Source organism: Arthrobacter sp. 9AX (assembly GCF_902506095.1).
Lineage (GTDB): Bacteria > Actinomycetota > Actinomycetes > Actinomycetales > Micrococcaceae > Arthrobacter.
In genome coordinates this window covers 2,632,192-2,654,034 of sequence record NZ_LR733293.1, presented here as the reverse complement: position 1 = coordinate 2,654,034, position 21,843 = coordinate 2,632,192, and the positions used below count along the sequence as shown (strand labels likewise).

Here is a 21,843-nt window from a genome sequence, read left to right as displayed (position 1 = left end):
TGTCACCGTCACCAGTGAGAGGTAAGTACACATGTCACAGCACGCAGAGGCCCCCCGGATGGCGACTGTCGATCCTGCAGCCCAGGACAACTACATCTACAACCGCCTCCTCAAGGAGCGGATCATCTGGCTGGGCTCAGAGGTGCGGGACGAGAACGCCAACGCCATCTGCTCGCAGCTGCTGCTCCTTTCCGCCGAAAACCCGGAAAAGGACATCTACCTTTACATCAACTCACCGGGCGGCTCGGTCACCGCAGGCATGGCCATCTACGACACCATGCAGTTCATCCCGAACGACGTCGTCACCGTGGCCACCGGCCTCGCCGCGTCGATGGGGCAGTTCCTGCTCTCCTCCGGGACCAAGGGCAAGCGCTACGCCACCCCCAACGCCCGCGTCCTGATGCACCAGCCCTCCGGCGGCATCGGCGGCACCGCCTCGGACATCAAGATCCAGGCAGAACTCATCCTGCACATGAAGAAGGTCATGGCGGAACTGACGGCCGAGCAGACCGGCCAGACCGTCGAGACCATCCTCAAGGACAACGACCGCGACAAGTGGTTCACGGCAGCCGAGGCCCTTGAATACGGGTTCTTCGACAAGATCGCCGCCCACGCCGGCTCGGTTGCCGGCGGCGGCGGTACGTCCAACAGCAACGGCGCCTCCGGCGAGACCCCCTCCGCGAACTAGACCGGCACAAGAACACTCAGATCAGGAGCAATTAAAATGAACTACAACTTCGGGTGGTCCGCCGGTAATCTTCCGTCCAGCCGCTACGTCCTGCCCCAGTTCGAAGAGCGCACCCCCTACGGCTTCAAGCGCCAGGACCCGTACACCAAGCTCTTCGAGGACCGCATCATCTTCCTCGGCGTCCAGGTGGACGACGCCTCCGCCGACGACATCATGGCCCAGCTGCTGGTGCTCGAGTCCACGGACCCGGACCGCGACATCACCCTGTACATCAACTCACCGGGTGGTTCCTTCACCGCCATGACGGCAATCTACGACACCATGCAGTACATCCGTCCGGAAATCCAGACGGTCTGCCTTGGGCAGGCAGCCAGCGCCGCCGCTGTCCTGCTGGCGGCCGGAACGCCCGGCAAGCGCCTGGCACTGCCGAACGCCCGTGTCCTGATCCACCAGCCCGCCCTGTCCGGCGGCCAGGGCGGCCAGGCCTCCGATCTGGAGATCCAGGCCGCGGAGGTCATGCGGATGCGGTCCTGGCTGGAAGACACCCTGGCGCACCATTCAGGGCGGACCTCCGAACAGGTCAACAACGACATCGAGCGCGACAAGATCCTGACCGCGGAAGAAGCCCAGGCGTACGGCCTGATCGACCAGGTCCTGGATTCCCGCAAGATCAAGCCGCAGGCCATCACCAGGTAGCGGTACAGCAAAGCGCCGGTGGCGCCAATCATTTGGCTCCACCGGCCTTTTCCTTCCACCCTCGGAAGCGAATGTGACCTAGAGTGGATGTTGTCACAACCGGTCCACGCAGGCTGGTGGAGATTCCAGCAACGGTGCAAGGCTGCCTGGCAGCAAGATACTAAGGGGTTCACATATGGCTCGGATTGGCGAGAGCACGGATCTGCTGAAGTGTTCTTTCTGCGGAAAGAGCCAGAAGCAGGTGCGGAAGCTCATTGCCGGGCCCGGTGTCTACATCTGTGATGAGTGCATTGAGCTTTGCAACGAAATCATCGAAGAGGAGCTTGCCGAAGTTGCAGATCTGGGCAGCTTCGAACTGCCCAAGCCGCGGGAGATTTTCGACTTCCTGCAGGAATACGTCATCGGCCAGGAGCCTGCCAAGCGCTCCCTCGCCGTCGCTGTCTACAACCACTACAAGCGGATCCAGGCGGGCCACGCGCCCAAGTCGGGCAGCCTCGCGGACGGCGGCCACCACGACGACGTCGAGATCGCCAAGTCCAACATCCTACTGATCGGTCCCACGGGCTGCGGAAAGACCTACCTGGCCCAGACGCTTGCCCGGCGCCTGAACGTCCCGTTCGCGGTGGCCGACGCCACGGCACTGACCGAGGCCGGCTACGTGGGTGAAGACGTGGAGAACATCCTCCTCAAACTCATCCAGGCCGCTGATTATGACGTCAAAAAGGCCGAGCAGGGAATTATCTACATCGACGAAATCGACAAGATTTCGCGCAAGAGCGAAAACCCCTCCATCACCCGCGATGTCTCGGGTGAGGGCGTCCAGCAGGCGCTCCTGAAGATCCTGGAAGGCACTGTTGCCTCTGTGCCTCCGCAGGGCGGCCGGAAGCACCCGCACCAGGAATTCATCCAGATCGACACCACCAATGTCCTGTTCATCGTGGCCGGTGCCTTCGCGGGCCTGGAGGAGATCATCGGATCCAGGTCCGGCCGGAAGGGGATCGGCTTCGGCGCCCCCCTCAACGACGCCAGCAAGAAGGTCGATTCCTACGGTGAAGTGATGCCGGAGGACCTGCTGAAGTTCGGGCTGATCCCGGAATTCATCGGCCGCCTCCCCGTGATCACCACGGTGTCCAACCTGGACCGTGACGCCCTAATACAGATTCTCTCCACGCCCAAGAACGCCCTGGTGAAGCAGTACCAGAAGATGTTCCAGATCGACGGCGTCGAGCTGGTCTTCGACGACACCGCCCTGGATGCCATTGCCGAACAGGCACTGGAACGCGGCACCGGCGCCCGCGGCCTGCGGGCCATCATGGAGGAAGTGCTCCTTCCCGTGATGTTCGATCTCCCCAGCCGTGAGGATGTGGCCAGCGTTGTGATCACCGAGGACGTGGTCCTTCGGGGCGCCGAACCCACCGTAGTCCCGCACGTCACCAAACGGCGTAAGTCGGCCTGATCCGGAATAAATCCGCCGCGCCGGTCGCTGTCTCCTTTGACGCGCCCGGTGCGCTTTTTCCCCGCAGACTTCCTTAAGGAGAACACCTGTGCCTGAAACCACGAGCAACAAAGCAGATTTCTGGTTTGACCCGATGTGCCCCTTCGCCTGGGTGACCTCCCGCTGGATCGGCGAGGTGGAAGGCGTCCGTGACATCGCCACCGAGTGGCACGTCATGAGCCTCGCCGTGCTGAACGAGGGCCGCGACGAGCTCCCCGAGCAATACCGGGAGTTCATGGCCAAGGCCTGGGCTCCCGTGCGTGTCATAGTGGCCGCGGCCGAGAAGCACGGCACGGAATACATCAAGCCGCTCTACGACGCCATGGGCACCAAGATCCACAACGAAGGCAACACGGACATCGCCGAAGTGATCTCCAAGTCGCTCGCGGAGGCAGGGCTTCCGGCGGAACTCGCCGCCGCTGGCCAGAGCGAGGAATTCGACCACCAGCTCCGTGCCAGCCACGAGGCCGGCATCTCCCTGGTCGGCCAGGACGTCGGCACGCCGGTGGTTGCCTTCAACGGCACCGCCTTCTTCGGACCCGTCCTGACCCGCATCCCGCGCGGCGAGGAAGCCGGCCGGATCTGGGACGCCACGGTGACCCTTGCGTCCTTCCCGTACTTCTTTGAGATCAAGCGCAGCCGCACCGAAAGCCCCGTCTTCAGCTAGGCCGAATCACTCCGCCGGACCACTGGTTGGGCGCATCAAAAGCCCCGGGAAAACTACTCTCATGTAGTTTTGCCGGGGCTCTTGTGCGCCCGAAACTGCCGGACAAGAATAGAGATTACCCACTTCGAAAGAAGCGGGACGCAGGGACCAAAGATTCAGTGACACTCATCTGACGCAGCCTTCGGCAAAGTGAGGTGATGGCTACCAGTGACGAGGTAGGAAGACCTGAAAATCCGAGGATCTTGCCAGATTGTCTTAGACGTCACGTGACAGTCGAAAAGTCGAAGCCCCACCAACGGCAAAACGCTGATGGGGCTTCCCCTTTGCCCTGAAACAGGTTGTTCCTGAATCAGTGCGCTGCCGGTCAGGCCTGTGCCGGCTCCTCAGTGGCAGCCAGCGACACATCGCTCACCGTCAGTTCGCCCTCGCCCACTACAAGGGTGATCTCGCGGGCGTTCGAAGCCGCCTTCAAGTCGGCAAGCCCGGCTTTCAGCTGCGAAGTGAGGGTCTCCGGAGCCGTGATGGTGGCGGACAGGACCTCAGTGCGCTGCTTGACCTTGGCTTCGGACTTGGCCTTGCGGACGCCGCTGAGGGCAACACCCACGGTGGCCAGCATGGTGGTGTCGCCGCCCGGGATGTCCAGCGGGGAAGGCCACTGGGCCCGGTGGACGGAACCATTCCGCCACCAGCCCCAGACCTCTTCGGTGGCGAAGGGCAGGAACGGAGCGAACAACCGCAGCAGGGTGTCCAGGCTGGTGGCCAGTGCAGCCAGGACCGAAGCCTGTTCTGCCTCGCCGGCGGCGCCGTAGGCCCGGTCCTTGATGAGCTCCACGTAGTCATCGGTGAACTGCCAGAAAAAGCTCTCGGTGATCTGCAGCGCGCGGGCGTAATCGTAGTTCTCGAACGCCTTGGTGGACTGCGCCACAACGTCGGCGAGCTGGGCGAGGACGGCCCGGTCCAGGGGGTTGGACAGCACGGAGAGGTCATCGGAAAGCACTGAGGCCTCGGTGGCGCCGAGGTTCAGCACGAACTTCGAGGCGTTCAGCAGCTTGATGGCCAGGCGCCGGCCGATCTTCATCTGGGCGATCTCGTAGGCGGTGTCCGCCCCGAGCTTCGCGGAAGCTGCCCAGTACCGGACGGCATCCGAACCGTATTCCTCCAGCACGTCGGTGGGGACCACCACATTGCCCTTGGACTTGGACATCTTCTTGCGGTCCGGGTCCAGGATCCAGCCGGAGATGGCGGCGTGCTTCCACGGTGCGCTGTTTTCCAGGGCGTCGGCGCGGACCACCGAGGAGAACAGCCAGGTCCGGATGATGTCGTGGCCCTGCGGGCGGACGTCAAACGGGAACACCTTGGCGAAAAGTTCCTCGTCGCGCTTCCAGCCACCCACTATGTTCGGCGTCAGCGAGGACGTGGCCCAGGTGTCGAGGATGTCGGCGTCGCCCGTGAATCCATGGGGTACGTCGCGCTGTGCCTCGTCGAAGCCGGGCGCGGCGTCCGCAGCGGGATCCACGGGGAGCTGCGCGTCGGACGGCACGATGGGGGAGTCGTAGTCCGGGTTACCGTCCGCGTCCAGCGGGTACCAGACCGGGATGGGTACACCGAAGAAGCGCTGGCGGGACACCAGCCAGTCACCGTTCAGGCCGGAGATCCAGTTTTCGTAGCGGGAGCGCATGAAGGCCGGGTGGAAGTCGATTTCCTGGCCGCGGGCGATCAACCGTTCGCGGCGGTCCTCGTCCCGGCCGCCGTTGCGGATGTACCACTGGCGGGAGGTGACAACCTCAAGGGGCTTGTCGCCTTTTTCGTAGAAGTTCACGGGGTGCATGATCTTCTTCGGCTCGCCCTCGAGCAGTTCGGCGGCGGTGAGGAGCTTCACCACCTCCTCCTTGGCGCTGAATACGGTCTTGCCGGCGATGGCGGCAAAGGCTTCGCGGCCGATGTCCGTGGTGATCCACTCGGGAGCCTCGCTGATGATCCGGCCGTCGCGGCCTACGATCGCCCTGGTGGGAAGCTGCAGTTCACGCCACCAGGTGACGTCTGTCAGGTCGCCGAAAGTACAAACCATCGCGATGCCGGAGCCCTTGTCGGCCTTGGCCAGCGGGTGGGCCTTCACTTCCACCTCGACGCCGAACACCGGGGACGTGACCTTCTTGCCGAACAGCGGCTGGTACCGTTCGTCGTCGGGGTTCGCCACCAGGGCCGCGCAGGCGGCCAGCAGTTCGGGACGGGTGGTCTCGATGTAGATCCGTTCTCCGTCTTCGGTGAAGAACGGGTAGCGGTAGTACGCGCCCGGAACCTCGCGGTCCTCGAGCTCCGCCTGGGCCACGGCGGTACGGAACGTGACGTCCCAGAGCGTGGGGGCCTCGGCCATGTAGGCGTCGCCCGCAGCAAGGTTGGCCAGGAACGCGCGCTGCGAGACTGCCCGTGAGTTGTCGTCGATGGTGCGGTACGTCAGTTCCCAGTCCACGGACAGGCCCAGCGTCTGGAAGAGGTTTTCGAAGACCTTCTCGTCCTCGACGGCGAGCTCTTCACACAGTTCGATGAAGTTCCGGCGGGAGACGACGTCGAAGTCCCGCTGGTTCTTGGCAGGCTGTGCCGGGGGCCGGTAGTCCGGGTTGTACGGGATGGCGGGATCGCAGCGCACACCGTAGTAGTTCTGCACCCGGCGCTCCGTGGGCAGGCCGTTGTCATCCCAGCCCATCGGGTAGAAGACATTCTTGCCGGTCATGCGCTGGTAGCGGGCCAGCACGTCGGTCTGCGTGTAGGAGAACATGTGTCCCACATGCAGCGATCCGGAGGCAGTGGGAGGGGGAGTGTCGATCGAGTAGACCTGCTCCCGGGTGGTGTCCGGGTTGAACTTGTAGGTCCCCTCCGCGAGCCAGCGCTGCGTGAGGGCAGCTTCGAGGCCCTCGAGGGCCGGCTTGTCCGGAACGTTGATGGGGGCGGTGGTGGGCGTGTCTGTACCCTGATTGTCTTCAGCCATCTGCCAATTGTTTCATGTCCGCGCACGTCCCCCTGCCCGGCGGGGCGTCCGCCGGCGGCTGGTCATCCGGGGAAACACACCCGCGTGACCCGCGGGCAGGGAAGGTTAGGGTGGTGCCATGACTTCGGACTCCCTGAAAAAGGCAGCATTGGTGACCGGCGCAAGCAGCGGAATCGGCGAGGCAACAGTCCGCGCCCTGGCTGCGGAAGGCTGGACAGTCTTCGCGGTGGCCCGCCGCGCGGAGCGGCTCGCGGCGCTGGAAGCCGAGACAGGCGCCGTCGGCATTCCTGCGGATATCTCCGCAGACGACGACGTGTCCCGGCTCCTTGCCCGGGTGACCGAAGCAGGGGGTATTGACACGCTGATCAACATCGCGGGCGGCGCCAGGGGAGCCGACAAGGTGGGCGCGGCCAGCACGGAGGACTGGGAGTGGATGTACCGGGTCAATGTGCTGGGCACCATGAAGCTCACCCGGGCCTTCCTGCCGATGCTCCGCGCCCACGGCGAGGGAACTGTGTTGAACTTGACCTCCACCGCCGGCCTGGCAGCCTACGAGGGCGGGGGCGGCTACAACGCCGCCAAGTTCGCCCAGCATGCCTTGACCGGGGCGCTGCGGCTGGAGGAAGCGGAAAACAACCTCCGCGTCATCGAAGTGGCCCCCGGCCTGGTGTACACCGAGGAGTTCGCACTGAACCGGCTCGGCGACCGGCAGGCCGCCGACAAGGTGTACCAGGGTGTGGAAAAGCCGCTCACCGCCGATGACGTGGCGGACGTGGTCCGGTACGCCGTAACGGCCCCGCACCACGTGAACCTGGACCAGATCGTGATCCGGCCGGTGGCCCAGGCCGCAAACCACAAGCTGATCCGCAAAGGCTGAGACTCAGGGCAGGAGCAGGCGCGCCACCACCGCTGCGTGGTCCGTCCCGGGCAGGGTGACCACGTCGAAGCCCGCCACTTTGATTCCGGGGCTGACCAGCACGTGGTCCAGGGCTGCGAAGGCGGGCGCCGGTGAGTTTGCCGGCCATGTGGGCGTCAGGCCCTTACCGGCGGTGGCTGCTGCGTCCGTCAGTCCCCGGGCAAGCAGGTCCCGGAATTCCCGGTGGTCCGCGGTCGCGTTGAAATCACCCAGGAGGATGGTGTGTCCGCCCTCCGGTGCAGCACGCCACAGCTCGCCCAGTTGCTGCAGTTCCGCCCGCCACATGGGTGTATGGCCGGGGTGCGGGGAGTCGACGTGCACCGCGGTGAGGTGGACCGGTGCGGAAACCTCCGGGACGTCGGCCCCTGCCCGGCTTTGGTAGAACGCCGAACCCGGAACCCGTTCAACCTGCTCCAGCGGGAACCGTGCGAAGAGTGCGCTGCCTGTACCGGCCCAGTCCACATCGAGGGCGCGGCCGGGCAGGACGGACGCCAGGCCGGCGTTATCCAGGGCCTCCAAAGCCGGCGGTGCCAGCTCCGGCAGGGCCAGCACGTCAACTTCGCGGTTCTTCACTTCCGCCATCAGGGCGGCTGCGTCGATTCCGGTGGAACCAACATTCAGCGCCATCACGGTGAGCGACCGCCCGGCCGGCGGGCTCCCCGCGGGCACCCCGGCCGGCAGGGCTGCCGACTGCGGTTGGCCGGCGGTCCCGGCCAAGGGCAGGACACGGTCCAGTACCAGGCCGAACTGGGCCACGAGCAAAGCCGCCGACAGGGCTGCCACGAGGGTCCGGCCCGGACGGGGACGGACGAGAGCTGCGACGACGGCGGCAGCCAGCGCGGCCGCCGTCGTGATGATTCCTGCAGGAAAGAAGGACACGAGCTGGATCCACGAGGTCCCGATGTCCCACGGAACCAGGCGGAGTACCAGCAGCACGGCACCGGGCGTGGCCAACACGGCGGCGGTCATCGACCACCAGGCTCCGCGGGGGCGCCGTCCGCCACGCCTTCCGGCGCCGTTCTTCTGCATACGCTCCATTATTGGTGGCCCGGCCGTGGAAATAGTAGACTCGAAAACGGCTACGACCCGGCAATCACCGGTGAGCTTCCGGAAGAACACGCCAACCTCCGTACCTGGGGCCGGCGCCAGTAGAACCGGACGGGTAAGCCCGTCACAGCAGTCAATGAGCGGCCGGAGCAGGACGGTTCCCCAGGGGACCGGCAGCGCCGGTAAGTGAGGTGGTACCGCGGTGAGCGTGGAGTCCGGAAGGACATCACGGCAGCCGTCCTCGCATCCTGAACGGAACGAAAGGCGCAAGCCGGCAGTTCGCCAAGCTCAACCCAGGATGTCGAGAATGACGTATTACCCCAAGGCCTCAGCCTCCGCCAGTGGCACGCGCGGCGTTTCCGCTTCCGTGAAGTTCCCGGAAATCGAAGAGCGCATCCTCAAGTACTGGGACCAGGACGGCACCTTCCAGGCCAGCATCGACCAGCGCAGCGCGGACGTCCCCGGCGGCGAACCCGGCAGCAACGAATTCGTTTTCTACGACGGGCCGCCGTTCGCCAACGGCCTGCCCCACTACGGCCACCTGCTGACCGGGTATGCCAAGGACCTGGTGGGCCGTTACCAGACCCAGCGCGGCAAGCGTGTGGAGCGCCGCTTCGGCTGGGACACCCATGGCCTGCCCGCAGAGCTGGAAGCCATGAAGCAGCTGGGCATGACGGACAAGACCCAGATCGAAGCCATGGGCATCGACAAGTTCAACGACGCCTGCCGCGCCTCCGTGATGAAGTATGCCGACGAATGGCGCAACTACGTCACCCGCCAGGCACGCTGGGTGGACTTCGACAACGACTACAAGACCCTCAACGTCGAATACATGGAGTCCGTCCTCTGGGCCTTCAAGCAGCTGCACGAGAAGGGCCGGACCTACAACGGCTACCGCGTGCTGCCCTACTGCTGGAAGGACGAGACGCCGCTGTCCAACCATGAGCTGCGCATGGACGACGACGTCTACAAGAACCGCCAGGACCAGACCGTCACTGTCACTTTCCCGATCCTGGTTGGGGAGTCTGAACTGTCCCGGCAACTGGCCGGCGTCCAGGCCCTCGCCTGGACCACCACCCCCTGGACCCTCCCCACGAACGCCGCGCTCGCCGTCGGACCTTCCATCACCTACGCCGTGCTGCCGGCCGGACCCAACGGCATCAAGGCCGCCGCCGCGGACGCACCCGTCACCGGCAGTTTCCTGCTGGCCGCCGACCTGTTGGCCAGCTACGCCAAGGACCTCGGGTACGACGATTTCGAGGCAGCGCAGGCGGCCGTCGTTTCCACCCACACCGGCGGGGAACTCGAAGGCCTGGCCTACCAGCCGCTGTGGCAGGACTTCGCCGACAACGAAAAGTACGGCATGGAAAACGCCTGGCGGATCCTGGTGGCCGACTACGTCACCACCACCGACGGCACCGGCATTGTCCATCAGGCGCCCGCCTACGGTGAAGACGACCAGAAGGTCTGCGAGGAAGCCGGCATCCCCGTGGTCCTCTCCGTTGACGAGGGCGCCAGGTTCCTGCCGCTGTTCAAGCACGGCGACCTGCACGACATTGTTGGGCTGCAGGTCTTTGAGGCGAACAAGCCCATCACCCAGGTGCTGCGCGCCCAGGGCCGCCTGGTCCGGCAGGCCAGTTACGAGCACAGCTACCCGCACTGCTGGCGGTGCCGCAACCCGCTGATCTACCGCGCCGTGTCCTCCTGGTACGTGGAGGTCACCAAGTTCAAGGACCGGATGTCCGAACTGAACCAGGAGATCAACTGGATCCCGGGCAACGTCAAGGACGGCCAGTTCGGCAAGTGGCTGGAAAACGCCCGTGACTGGTCCATCAGCCGCAACCGCTACTGGGGCAGCCCCATCCCCGTGTGGCAGTCCAGCGACCCCGAATACCCCCGCACGGACGTCTACGGCTCGCTGGCGGAGATCGAGGCGGACTTCGGCCGGCTGCCGCTGAACAACGACGGCCAGGTGGACCTGCACCGGCCCTTCATCGACGAGCTCACCAGGCCCAACCCGGACGACCCCCGCACCCCGGAAGAGGGCCAGTCCGTGATGCGCCGCGTGGAGGACGTCCTGGATGTCTGGTTCGACTCCGGCTCCATGCCGTACGGCCAGGTGCACTACCCGTTCCAGAACGAAGCATGGTTCGATACCCACAACCCGGCCGACTTCATCGTGGAGTACATCGGGCAGACCCGCGGCTGGTTCTACATGCTCCACATCCTCTCCACGGCCCTGTTCGACCGGCCCGCCTTCCGCAACGTCATCAGCCACGGCATCGTGCTGGGCTCTGACGGACAGAAAATGTCCAAGAGCCTGCGGAACTACCCGGACGTCTCCGAGGTGCTGGACCGGGATGGGTCCGACGCCATGCGCTGGTTCCTGATGTCCAGCCCCATCCTCCGCGGCGGCAACCTGGTGGTCACCGAGCAGGGCATCCGCGACGGCGTCCGCCAGGTGATCCTGCCGCTGTGGAATGTGTACAGCTTCTTCACGCTCTACACCAACGCCGCGGCCGGCGGGGCCGGTTATGAGGCGAAGCTCCGCTACGACGGTTACGCCGACACCCTGGACCAGTACCTGCTGGCCAACACCGGCGACCTGGTCCGCAACGTTACGGAGCAGCTGGACACCTACGACATCTCGGGTGCCTGTGATGAACTGCGCAGCTACCTGGACATGCTCACCAACTGGTACGTACGCCGGAGCCGGCAGCGCTTCTTCGACGAGGACCAGGACGCCTTCGATGCCCTGTTCACCGCGCTGGAGACGGTCACCCGCGTGGCTGCCTCGCTCCTGCCGCTGGTCTCCGAGGAGATCTGGCGCGGCCTCACCGGCGGCCGGTCCGTTCACCTGGCCGACTGGCCCGATGCCGCCCTCTTCCCGGCCAACCCTGGCCTGGTTGAGGCGATGGACAAGGTGCAGCAGATCTGCTCCACCGGCTCCTCGCTGCGCAAGGCAGCGAACCTGCGTGTCCGCCTGCCGCTGCAGGAACTGACCGTTGTGGCGCCCGGGGCCGATGCGCTGGGTAGCTTCGCCGCGGTCGTCGCGGACGAGCTCAACCTCCGTTCCGTCCGCCTGCTGGACGCCGCCACAGCCTCCCCCGAGGAGTTCGGCATCGAGCAGAAGCTGGTGGTCAACGCCCGCGCCGCCGGTCCGCGCCTGGGCAAGAATGTGCAGCTGGCCATCAAGGGTTCCAAGTCAGGTGACTGGTCAGTGTCCGACGACGGCGTGGTCACCGCGGGCGGGCTGCCGCTGGAACCGCAGGAGTACACGCTGGAGACAGTGGTTGCAGGGTCCGAAAGCGGCAGTGCCTCTGTTGCCGTGCTTCCGGGCGGCGGTTTCGTGGTCCTCAACACCGAAGTCACCCCGGAGCTGGAGGCCGAAGGCCTGGCCCGGGACATGGTCCGCGCCATCCAGCAGGCCCGCAAGGACGCCGGGCTGAATGTCAGCGACCGGATCCGGACTTCAGTGGCTGCCCCGCAGAACGTCGTCGACGCCCTGCTGGCGAACGTGGAACTGGTGAAGGGCGAAACCCTTTCCGTGGACCTCGCGGCAATACCCTCGGACGCCGCCGAACCGGCTGTCACCGTCGAAAAAGTAGAGGCCTGAATCCATGACGGATGAATTTTCGGTAGAGAGCGTCTACGCCGAACTGCTGGGCCGGGCGCCGGAAAACAAGATGGAGCCGCGGCTTGCCCCGCTGTTCCGGGCCATGGACGTGCTGGGCGAGCCCAACAAGGCATACCCGATCATCCATGTGACCGGGACGAACGGCAAGACCTCCACCGCACGCATGATCGAATCGGTCCTGCGGGCCCACGGCCTGAGCACCGGGCGGTACACCAGCCCACACCTGTCCAAGGTCACCGAGCGGATCAGCATCGACGGTGCACCCGTCCCGGATGAGACCTTCGTCCGGATCTGGGACGAAATCCGGCCGTACCTGCAGATTGTGGACTCGGAACTGGAGGCTGAGGGGCAGCCGCGGCTGACGTACTTCGAATGCCTGACCATCCTGGGCTTTGCCATCTTCGCCGACCAGCCCGTCAACGTGGCCGTCATTGAAGTGGGACTTGGCGGCATCACCGATGCCACCAACGTGGGGGACGGCCAGGTTTCGGTGGTCACGCCCATCTCCCTGGACCACACGGACCTGCTGGGGGACACCACCGAAGAGATCGCCTACGAGAAGGCAGGGATCATCAAGCCCGGCGGCTACCTCATCAGTGCCGCCCAGCCCCTTGACGCGGCCCAGGTCCTGCTGGAGAAGGCCAAGGAGGTGGGTGTTCCGTTCAAGTTCGAGGGAGTGGAGTTCCGCGTCGAATCCCGGACCGTTGCCGTCGGCGGCCAGATGGTCACCATCCAGGGCATCGCCGGCCGCTACCCGGACCTGCTGGTTCCGCTGCACGGGGCCCACCAGGCGCAGAATGCCGCCGTGGCCGTGGCAGCCCTGGAAGCCTTCTTCGGCGGCGAAAAGGAACTCGGTTTCGACGTGCTGCAGGAAGGTTTCGCCGCAGCCACGTCACCGGGCAGGCTCGAAGTTGTCCGCACGGCCCCCACCATCGTGGTGGACGCCGCCCACAACCCCGACGGCATCAAGGCTTCCGCCGCCGCGCTGCAGGAGGCATTTACATTCACGCGGCTTGTCCCGGTGGTGGGAATCCTGCGGGAAAAGGACGCCGAGGAGGTCCTTCGCCAGCTGAAGGAATCCCTGGGCGGCATGGCGGAGGAATACTGCTTCACGCAGTCCAACTCACCGCGGGCCATCCCGGCGGCCGAACTTGCCGAGCTGGCCATTGACCTGGGGTTCGGCGAGGACAACGTCCACATAGCCGAGCAGCTCGACGACGCCCTGGAGTGGGCCGTGGAGCGCGCCGAAGCCAACGACGACCTCTCCGGCGGCGTGCTGGTCACCGGCTCCATCACCCTGGTGGCCGAAGCCCGCATCCTGCTCGGGAAGACGGAGGCCTAGGCCGTGGCCAAACTGACCAAGGCCCAGCGCGAGTGGCGGCCGGGCATGCCCAAGAAGCGGCGTTCCACCAAAGTGATGTTCGCGTCCACGGTGCTGCTGCTGGAAGCCTTTGTAATGTTTTTCGCCACCCTCGCGGTCTTCGGGCTGCGCCGGGGTGAATTCCCGCCGGCACTGATCCTCGGTGTGGGCATCGCCCTGAGCGTGCTGATGATCCTTGCCTGCGCCTTCCTTTCCAAACCATGGGGCATTGGACTGGGCTGGCTCCTGCAACTGGTACTGATCCTCACCGGGATCTTCGAGCCCGCCATGTTCCTGGTGGGAGCACTGTTCGCCATCGCCTGGTGGTACGGGATCCGTACAGGCATCCGGCTGGACCGGGAAGCCGGCGAACGCGCCCGGGAGCAGGCCGCATGGGAAGCATCCCATCCGGACCAGGCCACCGGGCCGGGCCAGCAGCCCTCATCCCCGTAGACTTGACCCCGAAACCCATACCAACGCATTGGAGCAGTTGTGACTACTGAGCGCACACTCGTCCTCATCAAGCCCGACGGCGTCGCCCGCAACCTCACCGGCGCCATCCTGGCCCGGATTGAAGCCAAGGGGTACGCCCTGGCTGAACTGAAGAAGGTGGACGCCACCCGCGAACTGCTGGAGCAGCACTACGAGGAACACGTGGGCAAGCCTTTCTACGAGCCCCTGGTCGAATTCATGCTCAGCGGCCCTGTAGTGGCTGCCATCTTCGAAGGCCACCGCGTCATTGAAGGCTTCCGCTCGCTGGCCGGCACCACCGACCCCACCACTGCTGCCCCCGGGACCATCCGCGGCGATTTCGGCCGCGACTGGGGCCTGAAGGTCCAGCAGAACCTGGTGCACGGTTCGGACTCCACGGACTCCGCGGAGCGCGAAATCAAGATCTGGTTCCAGGGCTGACCGCTCCGGACACCTCACCGAAAAGACAGATAAGGCCGATGTTCTTCATGAACATCGGCCTTATCTTTTACTCTGCGGTCCGTTATGCCGCGGCAGCGGGCTTAGAACCCGGAGGTTCCCGCGAAAACCTGGATGAAGGCGAAGAAGATCGTGGCGGTAACGGCCACATAGAGCAACGCGGTGATGATCCAGCCGGAGTCGCCAATGACGCGGGCAACGTTCCCGGGTACCGGAATAACCCCGGCGGTGATGTTGCGGACGGTCACCCAGACGAAGAGCGGGATCATCGCCGCCCAGACGATCATGCAGAACGGGCAAAGGACGTGGATGGCGTAGAGGGCCTGGGACCAGAGCCACACCACAAAGGCAAACCCGAGGGTGACCCCGGCCTGCAGGCCCACCCAGTACCAGCGGGCGAACGTTGCCCCGGCCAGCAAGGCCATGCCCACGGTGATGATGATTGCGAAGGCGACGATCCCGATGAACATATTGGGGAAGCCGAAGAGGGAGCTCTGCCACGTCTTCATCACCTCGCCGCAGGAGATCCAGGGATTCACATCACACACAGTGACGTGGTTCGGATCCTTCAGGACTTCGAGCTTTTCCAGGACCAGGGTTCCGGAGGCCAACCAGCCGACGATACCCGTGATCACCAGCAGCCAGCCGAACGGCCGGTTCCGGGTCATGGCTGGAACAGCTCCTGCTGGGCTGACGGCCGGACCGGCGTCCTGGTTCAGGCTCCGTTCCGGCACGGGCGTGCCGCTCAGGGGGGAGATGCTGGGCATTTGTGTGGCGTCCTTTTCATCCGGTGCTCCTTGCCCTGATTGTAACGCCGCAGGCTGGAAGGACTATCCGGGCGCAGGGACGGGACAAACGGCATCCGCCCGGCGTCCGCGGCGATTTACCCGGGGTGTGAGAGAATGAACGTGGCTGGAGGCCGAACCACATTCGGACTCCGGTCCGGTGGCTTGTTCCCAAGACCGCCAATGATGAGCAGGGCAGGCATCGGTTCCACCGAAGCAGTCTCCCGCTCCATTGGGCGGCACCTGGTTGTGGCACGTAGAACAACGGGTTTTTAGAACATCCTGCCGGCCCCCACGGGCTGCCGCACCCCACTGCCGGTGCGAACCTGGGGGTATCCACTTGACTTCTGTCAGCGCCTGCGGGTTTTGACAATATGTGCCCCAATGGGTGCCGGATGTGGCGGTACGTCAGGGGCAGGAGTGTTGCCACATATGGATAATGAACAAGTTTCAGCCGTTAACGAGGATGCAGCGGCCACGGAGGCCGAAGTACCGAAGAAAGCCACCAGGACCCGGCGGAAAGCCGCGCCGAAGGCTGATGACGCACTGATTCCCGTGCCCGTTGCCGAGGAAGCAGGCGCCGAGGCAGACGCCAACGAAGCAGGCGCCGAGGCAGCTGAGGTAAAGGTCCCCGCCCGGCGCTCCCGCTCCCGCAAGAAGGTTGACGCGGCTGAACCGCTTCCGGCCTTTGCCGACGAAACAGCCCCGCAGGACACCGCCGCTGCCCAGGCCACGGAAAAAGTAGAGGCAACTCCCGAGCCTGCCGTGGAAGCCGCCGCAGAGGCTGAGCCCGAGGCGAAGCCGGTCCGGCGCCGCCGGGTGGCCACCCGTAAGACCTCTGCGCCGGTTGCAGAAGAAGCCGCACCGGTTGCAGCGGAAGCCGCCCCCGGGGCAGCAGCCGAATCGCCGGCAGCCGGATCCGCCGTGGCAGTGCCCGTGGCGGCGGAAGCTGCGGCTGCTGACGCCGTGGCCGCCCCGGTTGTCGTTGAAGCCGTAGAGGCTCCGGCCGATGAAGATGCCGCAGAAGAGCCCGCAGCGGAACAAACAGTAGAACCTGCAGCGGAACAAGCAGCCGGGGAACCAACCACCGGGAAGGCACCCGCCGCGCCGGCCAGCCCCTTCGGTTCCCTGTTCCTGGAACCCGCTTCCCCCACGTCCGTGCTGTTCCAGGCCCCGGACCTGAGCACCGTGGTTCGGCCGGCGCCTGCCGCCGCCGTGGAAGCAGCTGAGGAGGAGACCGAGGACGGCGACACCGATGAGGCCAACGGACGCCGCCGGCGCCGGGGCCGCGGACGCCGCAACCGGGGCCGACCCGGCGAGCGTGAAGACGCCGACCTTGAAGGCGGCGAGGAAGCCGACGTCGATGCCTCCGAGGACGCCGACGAGGACACTGCGGGGCAGGCCGAAGACGGCGTGACGTCCCGCCGTCGCCGCCGCCGTCGCCGCGGTGACCAGGACCTCGAACTGACGGGCGGCGGAGAAGACGACCCGCCCAACACCGTCACCCGCGTCCGCGCGCCCCGCGCGGTCAGCGAACCCGCAGTCAGCAACCGGGTCACCAGCGTCAAAGGTTCCACCCGCCTTGAAGCGAAGAAGCAGCGCCGGCGTGAGTCCCGCGACACCGGCCGCCGCCGCACCGTGATCACCGAAGCCGAGTTCCTGGCCCGCCGCGAGTCGGTGGACCGGCAGATGATCGTCCGCCAGCGCGACGACAGAATCCAGATCGCCGTCCTCGAAGACGGCGTCCTGGCCGAGCATTTTGTCTCCAAGACGCAGCAGGACTCCCTGATCGGCAACGTCTACCTGGGCAAGGTCCAGAACGTGCTGCCGTCCATGGAAGCCGCCTTCGTGGACATCGGACGAGGCCGCAACGCCGTCCTCTACGCCGGTGAGGTCAACTGGGAAGCCGTGAACCTTGAGGGCAAGCAGCGCCGCATCGAAAACGCGCTCAAGTCCGGCGACACCGTCCTGGTCCAGGTGACCAAGGACCCCGTGGGCCACAAGGGTGCCCGCCTGACCAGCCAGATTTCGCTGCCCGGCCGCTACCTGGTGTACGTCCCGGGCGGTTCGATGACCGGCATTTCACGCAAGCTGCCCGACGTCGAACGCAACCGCCTCAAGCGCATCCTGAAGGACCGCCTCCCGGAGCAGGCCGGCGTGATTGTCCGCACCGCCGCGGAGGGAGCGTCCGAAGAGGAACTGACGCACGATATCAACCGGCTGCGCGCCCAGTGGGAAGGGATCGAGGGCCAGTCGAAGTCCACCAAGATCCTTGCCCCGGAACTGCTGTACGGGGAACCGGACCTCACCATCAAGGTGGTCCGCGATGTGTTCAATGAGGACTTCTCCAAGCTGATCGTTTCCGGCGAGGAAGCGTGGGACACCATCGAGGCCTACGTCACCTACGTGGCGCCGGACCTGGTGGGCCGCCTCGAGAAGTGGACCAAGGACCAGGACATCTTCTCCGCCTGGCGCATCGACGAGCAGATCCACAAGGCCCTGGAACGCAAGGTCTTCCTGCCCTCCGGCGGTTCGCTGGTGATCGACCGCACCGAAGCCATGACCGTGGTTGACGTCAACACCGGCAAGTTCACCGGCAGCGGCGGCAACCTTGAAGAGACCGTCACCAAAAACAACCTCGAGGCTGCCGAGGAAGTGGTCCGCCAGCTCCGCCTGCGCGATATCGGCGGCATCATCGTCATCGACTTCATCGACATGGTCCTGGAATCCAACCGCGACCTCGTGCTGCGCCGCCTGGTGGAATGCCTGGGACGCGATCGCACCAAGCACCAGGTCGCAGAGGTCACCTCGCTGGGCCTGGTGCAGATGACCCGCAAGCGGATGGGCACCGGCCTGTTGGAAGTATTCGGCGAGCAGTGTGAAGCCTGCGCCGGCCGCGGCATCGTCACCCATGACGATCCCGTGGAACACCGCCGCGCCAACATCGTGGCCGCCGAACACCACGTGCAGCGGTCGGACAGCCGGCCGGAGGCGCGCAGCGAGGGCCACCGCCCGGACAGCCTGCGCCCGGAGAACAACCAGGCCGGTACCCGCCCGGACCGCAAGCGGCGCCGGGGCCGCGGCCAGCAGCCCGAACCCGCACCGGCTCCTGCCGTGCAGGTCCACACCGTCCACCCGGAGCCCTCGGATGCCGAGCGGCACGCCAAGGCGGAGGCCACCAGGCTTGCCCTGGCCAACATCGCTGCCGCGGCGCATGCAGCCCACCTGCACGATGACGAAGTGGCGGCAGCCAAGCAGGCGGCCGGGGAGAAGCTGCCCGCACCGCCGGCTGTTGAAAAGCGCGACGCCGATACCCGTCCGGCTGCCGTGCTCACCTTCGGCGGCGAGAAGGTGGCCTTGCCGTTCGTTGAGCACGCTGAGGAGGAGCAGCCGCGGCCGGCCCTGACACTGGACCGGCTCGCTGAAGCCTTCGCGCACCTGGGACAGCCCGCCACCGAACCGGAAACACAGCCCGAACCCGGTGCCCCGGCCGAAGCTGCGCAGAAGCCCCAGGCGGAGCCGGCGCAGCAGGCCCCGCGCGTGGAGCCGCGTGCTGAAGCACCTGAAAAGGACTACAGCGACCACACGCTGGAGCAGTCGCGGACCCGGCGGCCACGGCGCCACCGCAGTGCCAGCCGCGCCCAGGGAGCTGCCAACGAAACCACCGTGGAGCAGCACGAAAACGTTGCGGCAGCCAGCACGGGCCATTCCCATGAGGCCAAGGCTCCCGGGGCGGCTGCCGAAAAACAGGCTCCCAAGGCCGCCGAGGCGCCCATCATCCTCGGCGTCGGGGTTCCGGCTTCGGAGCTCTAAGGGAGTCAGCAGGACCCGACGCATGAGCACGAAAATGCCCGGCTGGCCACAAACAGTGGCCGGCCGGGCATTTTCGTTGCGGCAAAGCCGCATCGACTGCAGGCGCGGGTGAAGGCCGCGGGGTGGTCGTACTCTGTCACCTTCGGACTGTTGCCGCCAAAAAAGCTAGGCTGGGGAACCGACACGGGGTGCCGCGCAGAGGGCCGGCTGAGATCCACACCCGTTGAACCTGTCCGGCTAGCACCGGCGAAGGGATGTCTCTTGTCTGCGACTCTTGCAATGCCCACTGCCACCCCATCAGCATCCCCGGCAGCCTTCCCGCCGCCCGCCGCCCCGGGCCGCCCAGTACCGCGGGTGCTGTCCATTGCCGGTTCCGACCCGTCCGGCGGCGCCGGAATCCAGGCCGACCTCAAAAGCATTGCGGCATTCGGCGGCTACGGGATGGCTGCCATCACGGCCCTCACCGCCCAGAACACCCACGGTGTCCGGTCCGTCCACGTACCGCCTGCCCAATTCCTGGCCGCGCAGCTCGAGGCCGTCAGCGACGACATCGACATTGACGCCGTCAAGATCGGCATGCTCGGCAGCGCTGAGGTGATCGAAGAGGTGCGGGACTGGCTGCGCAAGGTCCGTCCCGCCGTCGTGGTCCTGGACCCGGTGATGGTGGCCACCAGCGGTGACCGGCTCCTGCAGCAGTCCGCCGAGGCAGCACTGCGTGAGCTCCTGCCGCTCGCCCACCTCATCACGCCCAACCTGGCTGAGCTCGCGATGCTGGTGGGCGGGGACGTACAGCAGGACTGGGCCGGGGCCCTGGAACAGGGCCGCCGGCTTTCCGCCGCCACCGGGGCTACGGTACTCGTCAAGGGCGGCCACCTCGACGGCGGCGACTGCCCGGATGCCTTGGTCAACACCGCGGGCCTGCTGTCCGCGGAAGTGGTGGTCCTGGAGGGGGAGCGGGTGCCCACCCGCAACAGCCACGGCACCGGGTGTTCGCTGTCCTCCGCGATGGCCACCGCCCAGGCGCGGCTGGGGGACTGGGAGGCCTCCCTCCGCGAAGTCAAGCCCTGGCTGTCGGGGGCGCTGGAAGCGTCCGGCACGCTGGAGGTGGGAACAGGCAACGGCCCGGTCCACCACTTCCACCACCTGCCGCCGCATCCCTCCGAAGGCAGCTTCGCTGCCCTGCTGTGGACGCAGGCCCGGCAGGACCTGGACGATATCTACGCCCTGGACTTCATCCGCGGGCTGGTCTCCGGCAGCCTGCAGGAACAGGAGTTCGCGTACTACCTTTCACAGGACGCCATTTACCTCAACGGCTATTCACGCGTGCTGGCCAGGGCGAGTGCCCTGGCGCCCACGGAGGCCGAACAGCTCTTTTGGGCAGGGTCCGCGAGCCAGTGCCTGGAGGTCGAGTCGGAACTGCACCGCTCCTGGTTGAGCACGCGTAGTGTCCGGCCGGAGCTTGGCCCGGTAACAAAGTCCTACGTTGACCACCTGACGGCCGCGTCCGCGTCGGGCAGTTATGCGGTGCTGGCGGCAGCGGTGCTGCCCTGCTTCTGGCTGTACGCGGAGGTGGGCGCAACACTCCATGCCCGCTTCCTCGCCGCCGGAGAACCCGCCGGGCACCCGTACGCGGCCTGGCTGCGCACGTACGCTGATGAAGGCTTCGCCGCTGCCACCCGCCAGGCCATCGCGATCGTGGATGCGGCGGGGCGCCGGGCCTCAGCCGCGGACCGGGAGGCGATGATGACGGCGTTCAAGCAGTCATGCCGGCTGGAAGTGGACTTCTTCGACGCGCCGCGGCTGTACTCCTGAACAGGGGCCGGCCAACGGACCGGTACTATTGTGGGGCAGGGTGCGGACGCCGGACCTGGACTGTGGTACCTATCACAGCAACCCGCCGGGAACCAGCCTCATTTGCGGCCGAAGACAAAATTAGCGTAATCTAGATCTTCGGTGCTTACGCCAACACTTGGGTTATGACCCCACGGCGTTGAGGCACAGCGAGAAACCAGGCTTTTGATAGTCGGTTCCGCACGCAAATTTAGTTATAGACGTCGAGAGAAGTGAGTTCCCAAGTGGTGTACGCGATTGTCCGCGCAGGCGGCCGCCAAGAGAAGGTTTCCGTTGGAGACTTCGTTACCCTGAACCGCGTCGCCGGTGGAGCTGGCAGCACGATTCAGCTGCCCGCACTGCTCCTGGTTGATGGTGACAAAGTCACCACCGCCGCTGCTGACCTGGCCAAGGTAACTGTTACAGCTGAGATCCTGAACGACCTCCGTGGTCCTAAGATTGTGATCCAGAAGTTCAAGAACAAGACCGGTTACAAGAAGCGCCAGGGTCACCGCCAGGAACTGACCAAGGTCAAGATCACCGGCATCAAGTAACCACCGGTTACTGTTCAGGTTTTTCAGCAGATTCTCCAGAATTAAAGGCAGGCATTTCAGATGGCACATAAAAAGGGCGCGAGCTCCACTCGCAACGGTCGTGATTCCAACGCTCAGTACCTCGGCGTGAAGCGCTTCGGCGGCCAGGTTGTTTCCGCAGGCGAAATCATCGTCCGCCAGCGCGGCACCCACTTCCACCCGGGCGCCGGCGTTGGCCGTGGCGGCGACGACACCCTGTTCGCACTGACCCCGGGAGCCGTTGAGTTCGGCACCCGCCGCGGTCGTCGCGTCGTCAACATCGTTGCTGCTGCAGCTGCAGAGTAACAAACAGTTCTGAAGCGGTGGAGCGGGCCAGATGGTCCGCTCCACTGTTCTTTTAACCGCATTACAATCGTTTTGGCGCCAGCGGCGCCAAAAGAAAACAGCACTGAGGAGATCC

The 21,843-nt window shown here is 65.6% G+C and carries 16 protein-coding genes and 1 riboswitch; of the genes, 13 read left to right on the top strand and 3 right to left on the bottom strand.

All coding sequences use genetic code 11. The features are described from left to right. The first annotated feature begins 58 nt into the window (after nt 1-58). From BACI348_RS12195 to BACI348_RS12180, 4 genes are all read left to right on the top strand, one after another. A complete protein-coding gene (locus BACI348_RS12195; protein ID WP_159830057.1) occupies nt 59-688 on the top strand; it encodes an ATP-dependent Clp protease proteolytic subunit in 630 nt (209 codons plus the stop codon). 36 nt (nt 689-724) lie between these two features. Beyond that, a complete protein-coding gene (locus tag BACI348_RS12190) occupies nt 725-1,384 on the top strand; it encodes an ATP-dependent Clp protease proteolytic subunit (RefSeq protein WP_018769476.1) in 660 nt (219 codons plus the stop codon). A 175-nt stretch (nt 1,385-1,559) separates the two neighbouring features. Continuing rightward, nucleotides 1,560-2,840: an ATP-dependent Clp protease ATP-binding subunit ClpX gene (gene clpX / locus BACI348_RS12185; protein ID WP_159826166.1), complete on the top strand. Its 1,281-nt coding sequence runs from the start codon at nt 1,560-1,562 to the stop codon at nt 2,838-2,840. 88 nt (nt 2,841-2,928) lie between these two features. After that, nucleotides 2,929-3,546 carry a mycothiol-dependent nitroreductase Rv2466c family protein gene (locus BACI348_RS12180; protein WP_159826164.1) on the top strand — a complete coding sequence of 206 codons (618 nt, stop codon included), beginning with the start codon at nt 2,929-2,931 and terminating at the stop codon, nt 3,544-3,546. 364 nt (nt 3,547-3,910) lie between these two features. On the opposite strand, the gene valS is transcribed toward BACI348_RS12180, so the two are convergent. After that, nucleotides 3,911-6,532, bottom strand: coding sequence for a valine--tRNA ligase (valS, locus tag BACI348_RS12175; RefSeq protein WP_159826162.1), 2,622 nt, complete (start codon nt 6,530-6,532; stop codon nt 3,911-3,913). Between the two features lie 118 nt (nt 6,533-6,650). Here valS and BACI348_RS12170 point away from each other — a divergent pair, with 118 nt between their 5' ends. Next, nucleotides 6,651-7,409, top strand: a complete 759-nt coding sequence (locus BACI348_RS12170; RefSeq protein WP_159826161.1) for an SDR family oxidoreductase — start codon at nt 6,651-6,653, stop codon at nt 7,407-7,409. Between the two features lie 3 nt (nt 7,410-7,412). On the opposite strand, the gene BACI348_RS12165 is transcribed toward BACI348_RS12170, so the two are convergent. Continuing rightward, a complete protein-coding gene (locus BACI348_RS12165) occupies nt 7,413-8,477 on the bottom strand; it encodes an endonuclease/exonuclease/phosphatase family protein (protein WP_159826160.1) in 1,065 nt (354 codons plus the stop codon). Between the two features lie 325 nt (nt 8,478-8,802). On the opposite strand from BACI348_RS12165, the gene ileS reads away from it, so the two are divergent. The 4 genes from ileS to ndk are packed head-to-tail and all read left to right on the top strand — an operon-like array spanning nt 8,803 to nt 14,404. Next, nucleotides 8,803-12,111: an isoleucine--tRNA ligase gene (gene ileS / locus BACI348_RS12160; protein ID WP_159826159.1), complete on the top strand. Its 3,309-nt coding sequence runs from the start codon at nt 8,803-8,805 to the stop codon at nt 12,109-12,111. A 4-nt stretch (nt 12,112-12,115) separates the two neighbouring features. Then, nucleotides 12,116-13,474 (top strand): bifunctional folylpolyglutamate synthase/dihydrofolate synthase, encoded by a 1,359-nt coding sequence (locus BACI348_RS12155; RefSeq protein ID WP_159826158.1) that lies wholly within the window; start codon nt 12,116-12,118, stop codon nt 13,472-13,474. A 3-nt stretch (nt 13,475-13,477) separates the two neighbouring features. Continuing rightward, nucleotides 13,478-13,945, top strand: coding sequence for a DUF4233 domain-containing protein (locus BACI348_RS12150; RefSeq protein WP_159826157.1), 468 nt, complete (start codon nt 13,478-13,480; stop codon nt 13,943-13,945). A gap of 39 nt (nt 13,946-13,984) precedes the next feature. Then, entirely contained in the window at nt 13,985-14,404 is a 420-nt protein-coding gene (gene ndk, locus BACI348_RS12145; protein ID WP_159826156.1) for a nucleoside-diphosphate kinase, read from the top strand. A gap of 101 nt (nt 14,405-14,505) precedes the next feature. On the opposite strand, the gene BACI348_RS12140 is transcribed toward ndk, so the two are convergent. Further along, nucleotides 14,506-15,189, bottom strand: a complete 684-nt coding sequence (locus BACI348_RS12140; protein WP_159826155.1) for a vitamin K epoxide reductase family protein — start codon at nt 15,187-15,189, stop codon at nt 14,506-14,508. A gap of 450 nt (nt 15,190-15,639) precedes the next feature. Here BACI348_RS12140 and BACI348_RS12135 point away from each other — a divergent pair, with 450 nt between their 5' ends. From BACI348_RS12135 to rpmA, 4 genes are all read left to right on the top strand, one after another. Continuing rightward, entirely contained in the window at nt 15,640-19,020 is a 3,381-nt protein-coding gene (locus tag BACI348_RS12135; protein ID WP_159826154.1) for a ribonuclease E/G, read from the top strand. A 174-nt stretch (nt 19,021-19,194) separates the two neighbouring features. Beyond that, a riboswitch (TPP riboswitch) is annotated at nt 19,195-19,292 on the top strand. 7 nt (nt 19,293-19,299) lie between these two features. After that, a complete protein-coding gene (gene thiD, locus BACI348_RS12130; protein ID WP_159826152.1) occupies nt 19,300-20,832 on the top strand; it encodes a bifunctional hydroxymethylpyrimidine kinase/phosphomethylpyrimidine kinase in 1,533 nt (510 codons plus the stop codon). A 263-nt stretch (nt 20,833-21,095) separates the two neighbouring features. Continuing rightward, nucleotides 21,096-21,404, top strand: coding sequence for a 50S ribosomal protein L21 (gene rplU / locus BACI348_RS12125; protein ID WP_159830045.1), 309 nt, complete (start codon nt 21,096-21,098; stop codon nt 21,402-21,404). Nucleotides 21,405-21,464: 60 nt separating this feature from the next. Then, nucleotides 21,465-21,728 (top strand): 50S ribosomal protein L27, encoded by a 264-nt coding sequence (gene rpmA / locus BACI348_RS12120; RefSeq protein ID WP_009372867.1) that lies wholly within the window; start codon nt 21,465-21,467, stop codon nt 21,726-21,728. The last annotated feature ends 115 nt before the right edge of the window (nt 21,729-21,843 follow it).

What these genes read in the sequence shown, in the direction of transcription:
- BACI348_RS12165 (WP_159826160.1), bottom strand. Translation starts at nt 8,477, where the DNA reads ATGCAGAAGAACGGCGCCGGAAGGCGTGGCGGACGGCGCCCCCGCGGA.
- valS (WP_159826162.1), bottom strand. Translation starts at nt 6,532, where the DNA reads ATGGCTGAAGACAATCAGGGTACAGACACGCCCACCACCGCCCCCATC.
- rpmA (WP_009372867.1), top strand. Translation starts at nt 21,465, where the DNA reads ATGGCACATAAAAAGGGCGCGAGCTCCACTCGCAACGGTCGTGATTCC.
- ileS (WP_159826159.1), top strand. Translation starts at nt 8,803, where the DNA reads ATGACGTATTACCCCAAGGCCTCAGCCTCCGCCAGTGGCACGCGCGGC.
- BACI348_RS12190 (WP_018769476.1), top strand. Translation starts at nt 725, where the DNA reads ATGAACTACAACTTCGGGTGGTCCGCCGGTAATCTTCCGTCCAGCCGC.
- BACI348_RS12140 (WP_159826155.1), bottom strand. Translation starts at nt 15,189, where the DNA reads ATGCCCAGCATCTCCCCCCTGAGCGGCACGCCCGTGCCGGAACGGAGC.
- BACI348_RS12155 (WP_159826158.1), top strand. Translation starts at nt 12,116, where the DNA reads ATGACGGATGAATTTTCGGTAGAGAGCGTCTACGCCGAACTGCTGGGC.
- BACI348_RS12195 (WP_159830057.1), top strand. Translation starts at nt 59, where the DNA reads ATGGCGACTGTCGATCCTGCAGCCCAGGACAACTACATCTACAACCGC.
- BACI348_RS12135 (WP_159826154.1), top strand. Translation starts at nt 15,640, where the DNA reads ATGGATAATGAACAAGTTTCAGCCGTTAACGAGGATGCAGCGGCCACG.
- BACI348_RS12170 (WP_159826161.1), top strand. Translation starts at nt 6,651, where the DNA reads ATGACTTCGGACTCCCTGAAAAAGGCAGCATTGGTGACCGGCGCAAGC.
- clpX (WP_159826166.1), top strand. Translation starts at nt 1,560, where the DNA reads ATGGCTCGGATTGGCGAGAGCACGGATCTGCTGAAGTGTTCTTTCTGC.
- thiD (WP_159826152.1), top strand. Translation starts at nt 19,300, where the DNA reads ATGCCCACTGCCACCCCATCAGCATCCCCGGCAGCCTTCCCGCCGCCC.